At 45.4% G+C, this 15,618-nt stretch carries 15 protein-coding genes and 1 pseudogene; 11 read left to right on the top strand and 5 right to left on the bottom strand.

Annotation, left to right across the window (positions count from 1 at the left end):
- The first annotated feature begins 373 nt into the window (after positions 1 to 373).
- The 7 genes from QUA10_RS23670 to QUA10_RS23640 all read left to right on the top strand — a co-directional run bounded on the left by QUA10_RS23670 (position 374) and on the right by QUA10_RS23640 (position 5,661).
- Positions 374 to 652, top strand: a complete 279-nt coding sequence (locus QUA10_RS23670) for a hypothetical protein (protein WP_333085072.1) — start codon at positions 374 to 376, stop codon at positions 650 to 652.
- A gap of 404 nt (positions 653 to 1,056) precedes the next feature.
- Positions 1,057 to 1,575, top strand: a complete 519-nt coding sequence (locus QUA10_RS23665; RefSeq protein WP_333037001.1) for a phycocyanin subunit beta — start codon at positions 1,057 to 1,059, stop codon at positions 1,573 to 1,575.
- A 102-nt stretch (positions 1,576 to 1,677) separates the two neighbouring features.
- Positions 1,678 to 2,166 carry a phycocyanin subunit alpha gene (gene cpcA, locus QUA10_RS23660; RefSeq protein ID WP_006631256.1) on the top strand — a complete coding sequence of 163 codons (489 nt, stop codon included), beginning with the start codon at positions 1,678 to 1,680 and terminating at the stop codon, positions 2,164 to 2,166.
- A 149-nt stretch (positions 2,167 to 2,315) separates the two neighbouring features.
- Entirely contained in the window at positions 2,316 to 3,131 is an 816-nt protein-coding gene (locus QUA10_RS23655) for a phycobilisome linker polypeptide (protein ID WP_333085071.1), read from the top strand.
- Positions 3,132 to 3,324: 193 nt separating this feature from the next.
- On the top strand, positions 3,325 to 4,194 hold the full coding sequence (locus QUA10_RS23650) for a phycobilisome linker polypeptide (RefSeq protein WP_333085070.1): 870 nt from the start codon (positions 3,325 to 3,327) through the stop codon (positions 4,192 to 4,194).
- Between the two features lie 101 nt (positions 4,195 to 4,295).
- Complete coding sequence (locus QUA10_RS23645) at positions 4,296 to 4,580, top strand: phycobilisome linker polypeptide (RefSeq protein WP_333085069.1); 285 nt, start codon at positions 4,296 to 4,298, stop codon at positions 4,578 to 4,580.
- Positions 4,581 to 4,821: 241 nt separating this feature from the next.
- Positions 4,822 to 5,661 carry a HEAT repeat domain-containing protein gene (locus QUA10_RS23640; protein ID WP_333085068.1) on the top strand — a complete coding sequence of 280 codons (840 nt, stop codon included), beginning with the start codon at positions 4,822 to 4,824 and terminating at the stop codon, positions 5,659 to 5,661.
- A 410-nt stretch (positions 5,662 to 6,071) separates the two neighbouring features.
- Here the strand turns inward: QUA10_RS23640 and QUA10_RS23635 are convergent.
- Positions 6,072 to 6,296 (bottom strand): annotated as a pseudogene (locus QUA10_RS23635) (IS1/IS1595 family N-terminal zinc-binding domain-containing protein); the annotation flags it as partial.
- Between the two features lie 88 nt (positions 6,297 to 6,384).
- Here QUA10_RS23635 and QUA10_RS23630 point away from each other — a divergent pair.
- Positions 6,385 to 8,100 (top strand): hypothetical protein, encoded by a 1,716-nt coding sequence (locus QUA10_RS23630; RefSeq protein ID WP_333086386.1) that lies wholly within the window; start codon positions 6,385 to 6,387, stop codon positions 8,098 to 8,100.
- Between the two features lie 198 nt (positions 8,101 to 8,298).
- Positions 8,299 to 8,925 (top strand): HEAT repeat domain-containing protein, encoded by a 627-nt coding sequence (locus QUA10_RS23625; protein WP_333085066.1) that lies wholly within the window; start codon positions 8,299 to 8,301, stop codon positions 8,923 to 8,925.
- On the opposite strand, the gene QUA10_RS23620 is transcribed toward QUA10_RS23625, so the two are convergent.
- Both QUA10_RS23620 and QUA10_RS23615 read right to left on the bottom strand, forming a co-directional pair.
- Positions 8,914 to 9,207 (bottom strand): DUF2103 domain-containing protein, encoded by a 294-nt coding sequence (locus QUA10_RS23620; RefSeq protein WP_242717336.1) that lies wholly within the window; start codon positions 9,205 to 9,207, stop codon positions 8,914 to 8,916. The two genes, QUA10_RS23625 and QUA10_RS23620, sit on opposite strands and share 12 nt — an antisense overlap.
- Before the next feature lie 100 nt (positions 9,208 to 9,307).
- Positions 9,308 to 9,775 carry a response regulator transcription factor gene (locus tag QUA10_RS23615; protein WP_333085065.1) on the bottom strand — a complete coding sequence of 156 codons (468 nt, stop codon included), beginning with the start codon at positions 9,773 to 9,775 and terminating at the stop codon, positions 9,308 to 9,310.
- A gap of 428 nt (positions 9,776 to 10,203) precedes the next feature.
- Here QUA10_RS23615 and QUA10_RS23610 point away from each other — a divergent pair, with 428 nt between their 5' ends.
- The gene (locus tag QUA10_RS23610) at positions 10,204 to 10,530 is read left to right on the top strand and encodes an antibiotic biosynthesis monooxygenase (RefSeq protein ID WP_006631248.1); all 327 of its coding nucleotides are present in this window, start codon (positions 10,204 to 10,206) and stop codon (positions 10,528 to 10,530) included.
- Here QUA10_RS23610 and cas6 read toward each other — a convergent pair whose 3' ends face one another.
- Entirely contained in the window at positions 10,531 to 11,412 is an 882-nt protein-coding gene (gene cas6, locus QUA10_RS23605; RefSeq protein WP_333085064.1) for a CRISPR-associated endoribonuclease Cas6, read from the bottom strand.
- Positions 11,413 to 11,603: 191 nt separating this feature from the next.
- Positions 11,604 to 12,686 (bottom strand): class I fructose-bisphosphate aldolase, encoded by a 1,083-nt coding sequence (locus QUA10_RS23600; protein ID WP_333085063.1) that lies wholly within the window; start codon positions 12,684 to 12,686, stop codon positions 11,604 to 11,606.
- A gap of 225 nt (positions 12,687 to 12,911) precedes the next feature.
- On the opposite strand from QUA10_RS23600, the gene QUA10_RS23595 reads away from it, so the two are divergent.
- Positions 12,912 to 15,548, top strand: coding sequence for a M1 family metallopeptidase (locus tag QUA10_RS23595; RefSeq protein ID WP_333085062.1), 2,637 nt, complete (start codon positions 12,912 to 12,914; stop codon positions 15,546 to 15,548).
- The last annotated feature ends 70 nt before the right edge of the window (positions 15,549 to 15,618 follow it).

Here is a 15,618-nt window from a genome sequence, read left to right as displayed (position 1 = left end):
GGATTTGGTTGGTGTGGTTATTTACGGACTGGATACCGTGATTCACCACACAACGAATCGCACAAAGCCCCGTCCTTCGCTTGACGGAAGCCCAAGCAGTGATTCTTAGAATCCCCGCGCATTCACGCCCGGGAGGATGTCAATACTAAAAATTAGCAATTATTTCGGCGCTTACACAGAAAACAAGCTGAAAGCAAAAGTGACTTTAGTACGGGGATGTAAGCGTGCGCTGCAGGTTAAAACTACCTAAAAAAAAACGTCATAAAACGCTCGTATCCGAACTCATCTATTCCCGCTATTAAAATAAAAAGGGCGCTGCGATGGAATACCGGCCCCGGTCTTTGAACTTTCAACGGCTGAGTTTTGTAACTAAATGCTGATATTTCCGGCAAAAGCTGAGGCTGTGGTGAGCGGGTTCACAATCTTTGGGATTTTTTCCACACCGAATTCTGCTGACATCCTGACATTAGGCAGAATTTTTGGTTTTTTCCCTATTCCCCAGCCTTCTTTTACCAAAACTTTAATTTACTTAACACTTCTTAACAATTCCGCTTTTCAAGAGAAAGCTAACAAAGGCGGTAGAACCGACCGGACGGTTCCGGTGGGTTCTACCGCCACGGCAGGGCAAAAAAAGCAAACTCTTCCTTTATAGATACCCTCGCGCATCTACCCTAGGAAGGAGATTTGCCCGCAATTGCCCCGTAGATATTTACCTTCTTAGAGAGATAAGTTTCTGTAATAATTTGTAATAAACAAAGGCGAGCGAGCATTGTATAAAGATTATCAGAGGGTTGAAACGACAGGCCAAAGTTAACAAAAACCCTGATTGACAAGGTTTGTCGCATCTCATAAAAGGTGTAAAATTTTCTAAGGTTTCTTAAACCTCCGTTGCAATGTAACAATAGTGCAGGTAGCGGAAAGGGAGAGATCGATGGGACCAGCAGATTAGCTGGCATCAAATTTCAACCCTTGCAGGCACTCGTAGCCTGAACAAATTTAACTTAACGGTTTTATACCGCAACCAAACTCAATTAACTCAAATAGGAGAGTTCTTTCATGTTTGACGCATTTACAAAAGTGGTTTCCCAATCTGACGCTCGGGGCGAATTTCTAGCTCAGGGTCAACTAGATGCTCTCAGCAGCATGGTTTCCGACGCTAACAAGCGGATTGACGCAGTAAACCGCATCACCGGCAACGCATCCAGCATCGTAGCCAATGCAGCTCGCACCCTGTTCGCCGAACAGCCTCAACTGATCGCTCCTGGTGGCAATGCTTACACCAACCGCCGCATGGCAGCTTGCTTGCGCGATATGGAAATCATTTTGCGCTACGTCACCTATGCAACATTTGCAGGCGACGCCAGCGTTTTGGATGACCGCTGCTTGAACGGTCTGCGTGAAACATACCAAGCTCTGGGAGTTCCCGGTGGCTCAGTTGCAGCCGGCGTGCAAAAAATGAAGGAAGCAGCAATCGCGATCGCTAACGACCCCAACGGTGTTACCCGTGGTGATTGCAGCTCGCTGATGTCTGAAATCGGCAGCTACTTCGACCGCGCTGCTAATGCAGTCGGCTAAAAATAGCCAAGCGAACCTTTCTTGTAAAGAAGCGAGCATCGCATTTTTGCAAACAATCATTTTTGTACAAAAACAACACAACATTAGGGAGAAACCAGAACAATGAAAACCCCTTTGACTGAAGCAGTAACCGCAGCCGATTCTCAAGGCCGTTTCCTGAGCAGCACAGAACTCCAAGTCGCCTTCGGCCGTTTCCGCCAAGCAGCAGCAGGTTTGGAAGCAGCCAAAGCTTTGACCGCAAACTCTCAGCGCTTGATCGACGGTGCAGCTCAAGCTGTGTACAACAAATTCCCGTACACACAACAAATGCAAGGCCCTAACTACGCTTCTACCCCAACAGGTAAAGCCAAGTGCTCTCGCGACATCGGCTACTACCTCCGCATGGTAACCTACTGCTTAGTTGCAGGCGGCACCGGTCCAATGGACGAGTACCTGATTGCAGGTGTTGACGAAATCAACCGGACATTTGAATTGTCTCCTAGCTGGTACGTTGAAGCTCTCAAGTACATCAAAGGCAACCACGGTCTGAGTGGCGACGCTGCAACTGAAGCGAATTCCTACATCGACTACGCAATCAACGCTCTGAGCTAGATTTGCGTGATGCCCGGAATTGTAAGCTGCTGTTAGCTTAAGTGTTAGCGGTTGTTTAGAATTCCGGGCATCTGCGATCTAAGCCTAGTTTTGCAAATACTTTTTTTAAGCAGTTTTCAGTTTTTAAAGCAAAAAAGGGAGAAGCGAAGATGGCGGGATTAGGTGCAGCAGAACGGTTGGGAATAAAAGCATTTGAAGAAGCGGGACGGGTAGAACTGCGTCCCCACTGGACGCAAGACGATGCGAAAGCAGTAATTCGCGCTGCTTACAGCCAAGTTTTCGGCAACGAGTATTTAATGTCGAGCGAACGACTTACCAGTGCTGAATCTCTGCTGATGCAAGGGCAGATTTCAGTGAAAGATTTTGTGCGGTCAATTGCACATTCCGAAACTTATCGGAAAAAGTTTTTTTATCCGAACTCGCAAACGCGGTTAATCGAGCTTAATTACAAGCATTTGTTGGGCCGCGCTCCTTACGACGAGTCGGAAATTGCTTTCCACGTTGATTTGTACAATGCAGAAGGCTACGAAGCTGAAATCAATTCTTACATTGACTCAGTTGAGTATCAAGAAAATTTTGGCGACAGTGTAGTGCCTTACTATCGAGGTTTCGCGACTCAAAGAGGTCAAAAAACCGTCGGTTTTAACCGGATGTTTCAACTGTACCGGGGTTTTGCTTCTAGCGATCGATCGCAAAACCAAACCCAAGCCCGGCTGACTTGGGAAGTAGCGAGAAATATGGCTTCGCCGATACACACAGCCTCCACCGGAAAAGCCCTTGGCGGGACTTCCGGCGGTTCTCGCGGCCAACTCTACCGAGTCACCGCAATGCAAGGTGCGGCTAAGTTTTCGCCCCAAGTGCGCCGGACTACTACCGAATATCTCGTGCCTTACGAGCAACTTTCGAGCCGCTTGCAGCAAATCAACAAACGTGGCGGCAAAGTGGTAAGTATTACCACAGCTTAAAGTTTGTGTATTGACGTTTTTTTGAAACGTCTTTAGCAAAGTAGGACTAAGGCTAAAAAATTCTTCAATTTTATGTGTATGGGTAAGGTGTGCAGTGTACACCCTACTTTGAGGCATATTATCCTTAGTCCTAAAAATTTCAAGTGCAACCAAGCATTAAACTTTTGTCATTAATAATTTAGGAGAAAATCTGGTGGCGATTACGACAGCAGCGTCCAGACTGGGAACATCCGCATTGAGCGATGCGCCGAAGGTAGAACTGCGCCCGAACTACAGCAAAGACGACGTTGAAACTGTGATTCGTGCGGTTTACCGTCAGGTGCTGGGCAACGACTATTTAATGAAATCCGAGCGACTTACCAGTTCCGAGTCTTTGCTGCGGGACGGCAGTTTGACTGTACGAGAATTTGTACGGGCTGTAGCTAAGTCAGAACTGTACAAAACCAAGTTTTTCTACAACAGCTTCCAAACTCGGACGATCGAACTAAACTACAAACACTTGCTCGGTCGCGCTCCCTACGACGAATCTGAAGTAGTTGAGCACTTAGATTTGTACCAAACACAAGGCTACGACGCTGATATTGATTCTTACATCGATTCAGTAGAGTATCAAGAAAACTTTGGCGAAAGTATCGTGCCTTACTACCGCGGCTTTAACACCCAGCGCGGTCAAAAAACCGTCGGTTTTACCCGGATGTTCCGGTTGTATCGCGGCTATGCAAACAGCGATACATCTCAACTAGAAGGCAATAACTCTCGCTTAGCTGTCGAACTCGGCACTAACAGCGCTACGGCTGTAGTTGGGCCTTCGGGCGGTAACGAAGGTTGGGCATATCGGCCTTCTGCTAGAAACGTAACTCCCTCCAGCACTTTCGGCGGCGCGGCAGCTTACGGCAAAGAAGGGCGGCTGGTGCGCGTGGAAGTTTCGGGCATTCGCACGGGCGGCTATCCCAGCGTTCGCCGCAGCAGCAAGGCTTTCATCGTACCTGTGGAGGAGTTGTCCTCGCAAATGCAGAAATTTCAACGCCTGGGCGGGAAAATCGCCAGCATTACTCCAATTTAGTCAGTTGGCAGTTGGCAGTTGGTAGTTACTAGCTTCTAGTCAACAGTCAACAGTCAACAGTCAACAGTCAACAGTCAGAATTACCAATTACCAAGAAGCTTATGTTGGGTCAAATTGTAGCTGGAAAAAGTGGCAATACAGCTTCGGCTGGTCGCTGCTTTCGGTATGAAGTTGTCGGCTTGCGCCAAAGCGACGAAACAGATAATGTGGATTATTCGATTCGATCAAGCGCGAGTACATTTATCACCGTGCCTTACAATCGGATGAATCAAGAAATGCAGCGGATTACTCGGATGGGCGGGAAAATTGTCAGCATTCATCCTTTAAATGCGGGTGCAGAATCATCCCATGAGTCATCCCATGAATCATCTGGTGAGCACCAATAGTTTGGTTGCAGGGGCGATGAAAATCGCTCCGACACAAGCTAGAAGGGGCGATGAAAATTGCTCCTAGACAAACAAAGTCCACTCCAAGCGGACTAAGAGTTAATGTAACCCGCCCAGGCGGGTTTTGTGTGTTTAGTAGCGATTTTCATCGGCGAATTTCCCTAACCCTTGCCTTGCAGGTTTTGTCTGGGTAGCAGCGATTTCAATCGCCGAATAACTAATAACTAATAACTAATAACTAATGACTATGGATTATTACGAATCCGACTCACCGCCGGCGGGTGTAGCTGAGGGCGAGTCTTTAACTGTTGAACAGGCGATCGCAAATTTGCACTCCCAAGATTTCAGTCTTCGGTATTATGCTGCTTGGTGGGTGGGCAGATTTCGAGTCAAGGAACCGGCAGCTATTGCAGCTTTAATTGCTGCTTTGGAAGAAGAGTCAGAACAAACAAAAATTGGGGACTATTCCCTATTACGAAATGCGGCGCGGGCTCTGGGTAAATTGGGCGACAAACAAGCCTTACCTGCTTTGATTCGCTGTTTGGAATGCGCTGATTATTACGTGCGAGAAGCGGCGGCTCAAGCTCTAGAAATGCTGGGAGATCGCGATTCTATTGTGTCGCTAATGAAGCTATTGGATGGGGGCGTAGCTGTGGCTGTGCGAGTGCCAGAAAAATCGCACCTCGTGCAACCTTACGATTCGATAATTGAAGCTTTGGGAACGCTGAAAGCGACAGAAGCAATACCGCTAATTTCACCTTTTTTAGAACATTCTGTGGAGCGGGTGCAGTACGCTGCGGCGCGGGCGATGTATCAGTTAACTGGAGAGCGGGTTTACGGAGAGCGGTTGGTAAGTGCTTTGAATGGGGATAATTTGCAGTTGAGGCGATCGGCTTTGATGGACTTGGGGGCGATCGGCTATTTGCCGGGAGCGCAAGCTATTTCTGAAACTTTAGCAGAAAATAGCCTGAAATTGATTGCGCTCAAAGGAGTTTTGGAGCATCACCTCAATCAACAAGAATCTCTATCTTTGTCAGATGAAGCTATCCAAGTTATGAACTTAATGGATAGTTTACTTTGATCAAAATTAGTTTGCAACAGCAATAGGATTGCTTTAGCGATTCTCAATTTTCTCGCGTAAATTCAGGAAACAGCACTTTTCAGGACACAGCAGTGCTGTTTCCCTACCGCATATCTGTATTTCAGGTAATTGAGAACTGCTATTTTCTCGCTTTTCTCCTGGTGAACTGGTGGCTGATGATTTGATGGAATGAGGAATGAGGCTTTAAGTATTAATTTTCATGAGTTTTGAGTAAAAATATTGAGGGTAGTAGCTGTTATGAAAGATCAAAATTTTTATGCAGACTTTGCATTCCTACTGGTCAAATATAAAGCAACTCATAAAGGAAATAAATATCGGGGAATTCCTCTTTCTAGTATATGTGGCACGCTGGAGTCAATTATGAAGATCCCTAGAGAAAGCCTACATTATTGTAACCACCGTTCCGAAACCCCAGTCACCCTCACAATCCCAGCCAGAGATATCTTTTCTAATAAAAGTCGATCAATCAACTCTTTTGTTGCTTCTGAAATCGGTTGATGTCTGGGAGTCATGACAAATTGTCTGACACAATCTCGACATTTAAAATTTTGCTTGCCGGAGCGAGTGCGACCACTTTTCAAGATGTATTCAGAGTTGCACTTGGGACAGTTCATAAGCTAAAATTGAAGGTAGGTTAAAAAAGTAAAATTATAACACATTTTCCTTGCTATGCAGGACTACCCAATAAAAAAAGAGATACACTTGGCTGAACTAGCGAAAAAATACCGAGTTAGTGGCTCGTATTTATCTATCTCTCATCGTCTGTATGACCTCCTTTGCCAAATAGACAGAGGAGATGGACTGAGTTGGTCAGAGCAGGCATGGATGAAATTCTATCGGTTTTATGAAGCGATAGATATCTATCGGCAAATGCAGGAGTTTACTCAACTGAAATTCAGTTACAAAGCTACTACTTATGAGGAGTCATTCCCCTCTAGCAATCTCTATAAAATTCTGAAGAGACTGGACAAAAACCAGCCAATTAGCCCTAAAGATTGTCAATGGTTGAAAGAAGAAAACCTGTTAGAAACACTTGCTATTATCGAGAAACGAGATACCTTACAAAAAACAGTATTTGCTCAGCTAAAGAATAAGTATCAAGCCACGGCTCACCAGGATTTATCGGCCTCTAGTCCACTCTATAAAATCCTGAAAAACCTGGATGCAGATATACAGTTGAGCGAGTCAGAACTTAACTGGCTAGAAGAGCATCAACTTAGCGAAACGCTTAGCATTGTTTTGGAGATAGAACAGAAACGACACTTTGCTGAACTGAAGGTTAAGTATAAAGCTACTACTTATGAGGATGCATCCCTCTCTAGCCATCTGTATAAAGTTCTCAAAAAAATAGATTTAGAAAGTCAGCTAGGTGAGCATGATATTAACTTTCTGAAAAAGCGTAAACTGACTGAGACAATTACTCTTGCGCTTGATAAACTTGCTGCTAGTCTCAAGTCCAAAATTCAATCGGGAGAGCCGTTGAGTGAGGCTGATTTTGATTGGGTGAAACAGAATGGACGTGATGATGTAATTACCTTTGCTATTGAAAACTATGTTGCTAGTCTGAAGTCGAAAATCCAATCAGGAGAGCCGTTGAGTGAGGCTGATTTTGATTGGATCAAACAGAATAAACGTGAAGACATAATTACTTTTGCCGAAAAAAAGAGATTTGCTGCTCTGAAGTCTAAGTATGAAGTCTCGGACTATAAAGATCAGACACCTTCTAGTCCATTGTACGCAATTCTGCAAAAACTGGATAAAGGAGAGCGACTGGAACCAACAGATGTTGCTTGGCTTGAGGAGAATAAACTTGAAGCATCTCAACCGAGCAATAGCTATTATGGGTGGCAGGAAGAACGCCGATATCAAGGGCAGAGACTGTTCTCTGGCAAGATTTTTACAGCTTACCACAAAATCGAAGCACTTTTTTATGAACAGGAGTACAAGAATACTGGAAATAAATGGAACTTGCCTAATGCCAGCAGTCATTGGCGCAAGGCAGGGCAACCGAGAAGTGCATTGAAGCTGACAGAACATCTGGACTTCGACAAAATTAAAGAAAATAAGCTCAAGTCAGCTTTGCTAACAACTAGGGGCGGTGCTTTTCGAGATATTGATAAATTAGATGATGCTGAAAGATGTGCGCTAAAAGCTATTGAGTATCAGCCTCAGAGTCATCATCCTTACACTTTGATGGGAGCTATTTGTTTTGAGCGGGGTCAATTCTTAGAGGGCGAACGTTGGTTTAACGAGGCAATTAAACGCGGTGCTTCACCCAGAGATCAGGATGCGGAAATGAAGCGGGTTGTCAAAAATGCTAAAAATGGGAAGCGTCGGGAAGTTGTGGAATATCTGCTGAAAAAAGATCCGCTGCGGTATGCTTGGGCTAAGTTTTATCGGAACCGCCAAGACGGTTAGGATGCACAGCACAAGACATCCTAGGGCGGGTATGGAGTAGAGTTTTTTGCCGATTCGACTCTTTAACCAAGACTGTCCTACTTTGAGCTGGCTAAGCTTTTCAAGTTAATCGCCGCGCCTCACCCACGCTGTAAAAAGTTCGATCGCGCGATCGAGCCAACCTACAATTACAATAGTCACGGTAAAGCTTACAAATACATGGCATTAGAACTAATTCAGGCTGTCGAACAAGCAGATTCTTCCGAAGGCTTGTTAAACGCAGTCAAAGCACTGGCGGCGACTCCCTCAAAACAAGCAATTCCTACCTTAATTACAGTGCTCGGTTACAACAACCCAGGCGCCGCTGTTGCCGCCGTGGATGGGCTAATTCAGCTCGGAGAACCTGCGGTGCTGCCGCTTCTAGAACAGCTTGACGGCTACAATTACGGGGCGAGAGCTTGGGCTGTTCGGGCTTTGGCGGGAATTGGCGACCCCAGGGGTTTGGAGATTTTACTCGATGCAGCGGCGAATGACTTTGCTTTGAGCGTGCGGCGGGCGGCCGCTAGGGGTTTGGGGACGATTTGTTGGGAACTGATGCCGGCAGAACAAATTGCAGATGCTCAACTTCGCGCTGTGAAAACGCTGCTGCAAGCGTCCCGCGATCCAGAATGGGTGGTTCGCTACGCAGCAGCGGGGGGTTTGCAAGCTTTGGCGGCTGCTGCGACTGTTAAACCGGATTGGTTAGCGGAAGTTTCTGCCAGACTTGAGGAAATCACCCAAACCGATGAAACTACTTCGGTGAAAGCCCGGGCTTTGCTTGCTAAGAAAATATTGTCACTTGGGTAGGGTTTGGGCGATCGTCTCTTCCAAGTCCCCTTGACTGAGAGTGGTTAATATAAAGACTTCTTGTACGGTTTTGCCCTGTCTGGCGATGATTTTAAATCCCCCGCGGATGGGTACTGACACTCTTAATGTCATGCGGGGGATGTGTCCTTTAACTTTGTTGATGACTCCCGGAGTGACTGTTTGAATGCCGATTTTTAGGGTGAGGCGCTCTAAAATTGGTATCAAACCGGGAAGGTGGGTAGAGTGGTTCCAAACTAGGCGGCCTTTGGGTTGTGCGTTCATAAATATTTAACCAAATTCAACATACCCAGTCTAAGCCACCCCTGGAGGGAACCAATTTGAAATTCCCTCAACTTATGTATCCATAACGTTACTTTGAGCGTCATTGCCAGCAAACCGAGGCAATCTCAAACCGAGATTTTTGATTCCTGGCGCCCAAGCTAAGATTTGATGGCGCAGAATTGTCCTGTACTTTTTGATATTTTGGGTTGGTAACTGTCGGTTTTTCTAGTTGAGTTGCGATCGCCGCGAGCATTTCTGCGAGGCTGCAAGGTTTCTTGAGATAGCCGTCTGCTTTGAGTTCCAGGGCTTTTTCCATTTCGGAGGCTGTCATAAAAATAAACGGAATGCTGGCGGTTGCAGGCTGCGATCGCACGGCTGCGAATACTTCAAAACCGTCGAGTTCCGGCATCATGACATCAGACAAAATTAAATCGGGAATTTGGGCAGCTAACTGGATACCAACTTTTCCATTTTCCGCGCCGACAGCTTCAAAACCGCGCGATTCCAGAAGTTCTAATACGGTTTCTCGGATTAAGTTATCGTCTTCAATTACTAATATTTTTTTCATTTGTTTGACCTAGCTCTTTACTTGGTTTTTATTGCTCTGTTATAATTGTTACAGGTTAGTTTTAAATAATTCAATAGGGTTATTGCAAAAAACCGCTTTTGACTAGCTACTTTTTACTGCTTTGTGTATGCTCGCAGTCACCAAAATAATTGGGTTATCAGTAGCTTTACCTTGTCTACTAGAGCTAGAAGTTGCTCCGGCGTACCTAGGATTGTGAACGTCTCAAATCAGCGATTAAATAAACTATTTAATCGCTGATTTGAGACGCCTGAATCAAAAAAAATCTATTTGAGTGGCGATCGCAGTTACGTGTAATTAATAAATCCGCCGATGAGCTAAGCGCGAAAATCCAACCTGTGCAGTTCACAAATTTCGGGCAATCGGGTAAAATATAACTTGCTGTATCGCTATTAAGTGAGGAAAAAGATATGTCAGAATTTCTAGACTTTCTCAGACATCAGTTTGCCTACGTTGCCATTGGCGAATTTAAACCCGGAAAATTTGAAGCGGCAGAACAACTTTTTGAAAAAGCCGTGGCAACTTATGCCACAGGTTTTAAGGGAGCATACCTGCTGCAATTGCCCAATACAGACAAAGGTATTGCCATCATTTTTTGGGAAAGCGTAGAAGATATGGCAGCCAATCAAAGCGAAGCTTATCAGGAAATCTTGAAGCAGATGACGCCTTTGTTTGCGAAAATACCAGACACAAATGTTTATGAAATAGTCAGTGAAATTCAGCCCAAAAGTGAATAATTACAAAACCTGCAATCGGCGCGTCATTCCCATTCCCATGGGCGTTTTTCGCCCGACTCCGCTGTAAAGCGCAAAATCGGCTAAAGTGTTAATTTGCTTGATAGTAGCAGGAGCTATATCTCCCATAATTCGGTAACTAATATCGCCGACGCAGCCAATAAATTTACTGCGAGAATCCGTACAAACTTCGGTTCGGATATCGAAGAAACTGGGAAAAATAGCTTCTGTGAAAGTAGGCTCGATCGCAATCGTGCTGTACTTGTTCCAGCGATTAGCTAAACTGCCAAAAATACTCTCACGAGTGGGCATAGCACTATCGTATACACCTTGCCGAAAATTAGTAGGAGTGCAAAAACTAAAAGCAATTTGACGCTCAGTTTCCGAAGCTCTATCGAACAATTCGGCGTAAGTACAAAAGTTTACCCAAGGCTGGCTTGATTGCGGTTCGCTCAAAATATTAGTAATGTATATATTTGTCGGCCCTAGATGCCAAGGGCGCTCGAAATTAAGTTGCTGCCAAAGTTGAGTGAGGCGATCGAACAAACCGTCATCAAGCAGAGAAATTCGCCACCAAATCGGCGTATTTTCCTGAATTGCTTGCTTGTGTTCCCACTGTACAGCCGGAGATATTGTGCGGGAAGCCGGAGGCAAAACTCTCTTCTGTGGCTGGGGTGTGCTGCTTTTGTAAGCCTCTTTTCTGCTTACTTGAAACGGGCTTAAAGTGAAAGCTTTTTCATGAGATTGATCGTGCAGGTAGGCGCTCAAATCGCTATCTACAGCACTCACAAGGTTCAAAAACAAAGCGTGGAGATGCCGCCCCGTTAAAAACTGGGATGGAATTGGTGCAACTGGCAGCAGGTTTAAAACAAGGCTGTGGGGCATTTTTAAATTGTATACTGTGTCTCTATATATTTTCAGCTCGTATTAATATTACAGCTAAGTTGCAACTTATATTAAGGAATTTTAATCACGTAAGGTGCAGAGTGTGCACCCTACGTTTAGGGGGATTTGTGCGCCTACGGCACCCTAGGTTTAGGTTGTGATATTGAGGCCAATCTCTGTGCGGTAAATTTTTAGGCAATCGAGATTTCTGGCGACAAATAAACATCTTGAATGGCGTGGAACAATTTTACGCCTTCTTCAAAAGGACGCTGAAAAGTTTTGCGGCCGGAAATTAAGCCGCAGCCCCCAGCGCGCTTGTTGATTACCGCCGTGCGAATTGCTTCTGCAAAATCGCTTTTCCCGGAAGCACCGCCGGAGTTAATTAAACCCATCCTTCCCGCATAACAGTTGAGCACTTGATAGCGAGTTAGATCGATCGGGTGATCCGTTGTCAAATCCGAATAAACACGCTTATCGGTTTTGCCGTAACTGTGACCACTAGCTTTAGCAACAGCTTCGTAACCGTTATTGCATTCGGGCAATTTCTGCTTGATAATGTCAGCTTGAATTGTCACTCCCAAGTGATTTGCTTGCCCGGTTAAATCGGCTGCAACGTGATAATCTTTGTCTTGTTTAAAGATATCGTTGCGGAGATAGCACCACAGAATTGTCGCCATTCCGTATTCGTGAGCGTGAGCAAAAGCCTGACTGACTTCTTGGATTTGTCGCGTCGATTCTGGGGAACCAAAATAAATTGTTGCTCCAACTGCTGTTGCTCCCAAATTCCAAGCTTGCTCGACGGTCGCAAACATTATTTGGTCGAATTGATTGGGATAAGTTAGCAACTCGTTGTGATTTAGCTTGACAATAAAAGGGATTTTATGCGCGTATTTGCGAGATACGCTTCCCAAAACTCCCAGCGTTGTCGCGACAGCATTGCAGCCAGCCGAAATTGCTAATTTAATGATATTTTCGCTGTCAAAATAGATAGGATTCGGTGCAAAGGAAGCGGCGGCCGAGTGTTCGATTCCTTGGTCTACTGGCAGGATGGATAAATAGCCAGTATTCGCCAAGCGTCCGCTAGAATAGAGTTGCTGAAGCGATCGCAAAACTTGAGGAGAGCGATCGGTTTGAGCAAAAATGCGATCGACCCAATCCGGGCCCGGCAAGTGCAACAAATCTTTAGAAACTTTTGCTTGATGGGTGAGTAAGTCTTCGGCTTCGTCGCCAAGCCAAGACTCGATGGAATTGGGAACTGATAGTGTAGCTGTCATACAGATTTCCCTCTGAATTTCAATTACAGGCTGATGATTGCAGACATTAACCTTGCTGATATTGTAGCGAAAAAATCATATTTTCCATCCCGTCAACGCTCGACCCAGTTTTTAACAAGTTAGCGACAACAGCAGCTAGGACGCGCTACTCTATAAATAAGCTGGCAGTTCAGCCGGATCTGCGCTGCCAGCGATCGCCGATCGACTCACAACTTTGCCATCACAATGTCATACACTTACTTTGATTCTGAAAACGGTCACAAATCCTTCGAGATGCCCGGCGCCAGACCACACTACAACCCCGATCGCCCTGGTCAAGTAGAGCACATTTTCCTCGACTTAGTGCTCAATATTCCCAAACAAAGCTTTCATGGCACTTGTAGCATCCGCATCAATCCAGTCCGCAGCGGTATTGACAAATTAACCTTAGATGCGGTAAACCTCAATATTAAATCAGTAAAAGTCGGCGAACTTGAGCAAAATTTCGACAGCGATGGCGAAGTTCTGCAAATTCAACTACACGAACCAACAGAAGCTTACCAACCAATTACAATTGCCATCGAATACTCGGTCGAAAAACCCCAGCGCGGCCTTTATTTCGTCGGCCCGGACAAACACTATCCAGACAAACCAACACAAGTTTGGACTCAAGGCGAAGACGAAGATTCCCGCTTCTGGTTTCCCTGTTTCGACTATCCTGGACAACTCGCTACTTCGGAAATTCGAGTCCAAGTTCCGAGAGAACTCTTTGCTATTTCCAACGGCGAATTAATTAGTACAAAAAACGACGGCGACGATAAAATTTATCACTGGTCGCAAACCCAGGTACACCCGACTTATTTAATGACCTTAGCAGTCGGAGATTTTGCCGAAATCAAAGACGAATGGAACGGCAAACCAGTTAATTATTACGTGGAAAGAAGCCGCGAAGCAGACGCTAAGCGCAGCATGGGAAAAACCCCTCAAATGATTGAATTCTTCTCTAAAGCATTTGGCTATCCTTACCCTTTTCCCAAATACGCTCAAGTCTGCGTCGATGATTTCATCTTCGGCGGTATGGAAAATACTTCGACAACTTTGCTGACAGATAGGTGTTTGTTAGACGAACGCGCCAGCCTCGACAATCGTGGCACTGAAAGCTTAGTTGCCCACGAATTGGCTCACCAGTGGTTCGGTGATTTAGTAGTAATTAAACATTGGTCTCACGCTTGGCTGAAAGAAGGTATGGCTTCTTATTCTGAGGTGCTGTGGACTGACAAAGAATACGGCAAAGAAGAAGCGGCTTACTATATGTTAAATGAAGCCCGCAATTATTTAGCGGAAGACAGTTCCCGCTATCGGCGCCCGATCGTTACTCACGTTTACCGCGAAGCCATTGAATTGTACGATCGCCATTTGTACGAAAAAGGTGCTTGCGTTTATCACATGATTCGCGCCGAGTTGGGCGACGAATTATTTTATAAAGCAATTCACACTTTTGTGCGGGATAACGCTCACAAAACTGTAGAAACCATCGATTTGCTCAGGGCGATAGAAAAAGCTACTGGTCGCAATCTCATGTTTTTGTTTGACCAGTACGTTTATCGTGGCGGTCATCCAGATTATAAGGTTGCTTATTCTTGGGACGGAGATAACAAACTAGCCAAAGTTACTGTAACGCAAACTCAGGTAAAAGACAGCAAAAATGGCAACGGCAACGGCAACAGCAAAGATATATTCGATCTAAAAATACCGATCGGCTTCGGTTACAAGCCGGAAAAAGAAGCAGACGATGACAGTTCAGTACCTTCAACCTCGAACCTAAAAACTTTCACAGTCCGAGTGCATGAGCGCGAGCAAAGCTTCTATTTTCCTCTCGAAAACAAGCCTGCTTTTATCAGTTTTGATGTCGGCAATAAATATTTAAAAACTGTTGTTTTAGAGTATGGAATGACGGAACTCAAAGCTCAGTTGCAGTTCGATTCCGACCCGGTTTCGCGGATTTATGCTGCCCAAGCTTTGGCGAAAAAGGGAGGACTGGAAGCGGTGAAAATGCTGTCAGAAGTTCTCAAGAAAGAGCCGTTCTGGGCAGTACGGGCCGAAGTTGCCGGTCAGTTAGTTGAAATTAAACTCGACCAAGTTTTTGAAGGTTTAGTAAGTGGTTTAAAAGATAAAGATGCTCGTGTTCGTCGCGCTGTGGTGAATGCGCTGGGTAAAATCCAAACTCACGAAACTTATAAAGCGCTGAGATCGATCGTCGAAAAAGGCGACGACAGCTATTATGTAGAAGCAGCAGCAGCGACTGCTATTGGCGGAATCTCAGCAGCTAACCCCGACGAAAAACCAACCGACGAACAGGTACTCAAAGAGTTAAAATTGGTGCTGAAAGAGCGTCAGGGGTGGAATGAGGTAGTGCGATCGGGTGCGATCGCAGGTTTGGCCCAGATGAAAACTTCTGAAGATGCGCTCAATCTAATTTTGAAATATACAGCCGCCGGTACTCCGCAAGCTTTGCGCTTGGCTGCAATTCGATCTTTGGGCACAATTTCGAGTGGTCAAACGAAGGTTAATTTAGAACGGATTTTGCAGCGATTGGCAGAATTATCTAAAGAGACGTTTTTCTTGACTCAAGTCTCTGTAGTAGCCGGATTAGGACAAATGCAAACTCGGAAAGCAATTCGCATTTTGCGTTCTTTAGCTGACCAAACTCCCGATGGTCGCGTCCGCCGCATGGCTGATGAAGCTGTGCAAAGAGTGCAGAAAAATGCTGGTTCTGATGCAGCGGTAAAGCAGTTGCGGGAGGAATTAGACCAGGTGAAAAAGGAGAATCAAGATTTGAGGAGTCGGATGGAAAATTTGGAGGCTAAGGCGAAGAAAGATTAGGTGTAAAACCCCATACCGGCCCAGATAAAGGCAGATATTGGCGATCGGCTTTTATCTGCTTGTCGGTAGA

This window comes from Microcoleus sp. Pol8_D6, from assembly GCF_036700965.1.
Classification (GTDB): domain Bacteria; phylum Cyanobacteriota; class Cyanobacteriia; order Cyanobacteriales; family Microcoleaceae; genus Microcoleus.
Note: the sequence above shows the minus strand (reverse complement) of the source record. Positions and strands in the feature narration are given on the sequence as shown.

Excerpts from the sequence above, each read along its gene's own strand:
- QUA10_RS23595 (WP_333085062.1), top strand. The coding sequence starts at position 12,912 with ATGTCATACACTTACTTTGATTCTGAAAACGGTCACAAATCCTTCGAG.
- QUA10_RS23640 (WP_333085068.1), top strand. The coding sequence starts at position 4,822 with ATGACTATGGATTATTACGAATCCGACTCACCGCCGGCGGGTGTAGCT.
- QUA10_RS23645 (WP_333085069.1), top strand. The coding sequence starts at position 4,296 with ATGTTGGGTCAAATTGTAGCTGGAAAAAGTGGCAATACAGCTTCGGCT.
- QUA10_RS23670 (WP_333085072.1), top strand. The coding sequence starts at position 374 with ATGCTGATATTTCCGGCAAAAGCTGAGGCTGTGGTGAGCGGGTTCACA.
- cpcA (WP_006631256.1), top strand. The coding sequence starts at position 1,678 with ATGAAAACCCCTTTGACTGAAGCAGTAACCGCAGCCGATTCTCAAGGC.
- QUA10_RS23615 (WP_333085065.1), bottom strand. The coding sequence starts at position 9,775 with ATGAAAAAAATATTAGTAATTGAAGACGATAACTTAATCCGAGAAACC.
- QUA10_RS23625 (WP_333085066.1), top strand. The coding sequence starts at position 8,299 with ATGGCATTAGAACTAATTCAGGCTGTCGAACAAGCAGATTCTTCCGAA.
- QUA10_RS23600 (WP_333085063.1), bottom strand. The coding sequence starts at position 12,686 with ATGACAGCTACACTATCAGTTCCCAATTCCATCGAGTCTTGGCTTGGC.
- QUA10_RS23655 (WP_333085071.1), top strand. The coding sequence starts at position 2,316 with ATGGCGGGATTAGGTGCAGCAGAACGGTTGGGAATAAAAGCATTTGAA.
- QUA10_RS23665 (WP_333037001.1), top strand. The coding sequence starts at position 1,057 with ATGTTTGACGCATTTACAAAAGTGGTTTCCCAATCTGACGCTCGGGGC.
- QUA10_RS23620 (WP_242717336.1), bottom strand. The coding sequence starts at position 9,207 with ATGAACGCACAACCCAAAGGCCGCCTAGTTTGGAACCACTCTACCCAC.
- cas6 (WP_333085064.1), bottom strand. The coding sequence starts at position 11,412 with ATGCCCCACAGCCTTGTTTTAAACCTGCTGCCAGTTGCACCAATTCCA.
- QUA10_RS23610 (WP_006631248.1), top strand. The coding sequence starts at position 10,204 with ATGTCAGAATTTCTAGACTTTCTCAGACATCAGTTTGCCTACGTTGCC.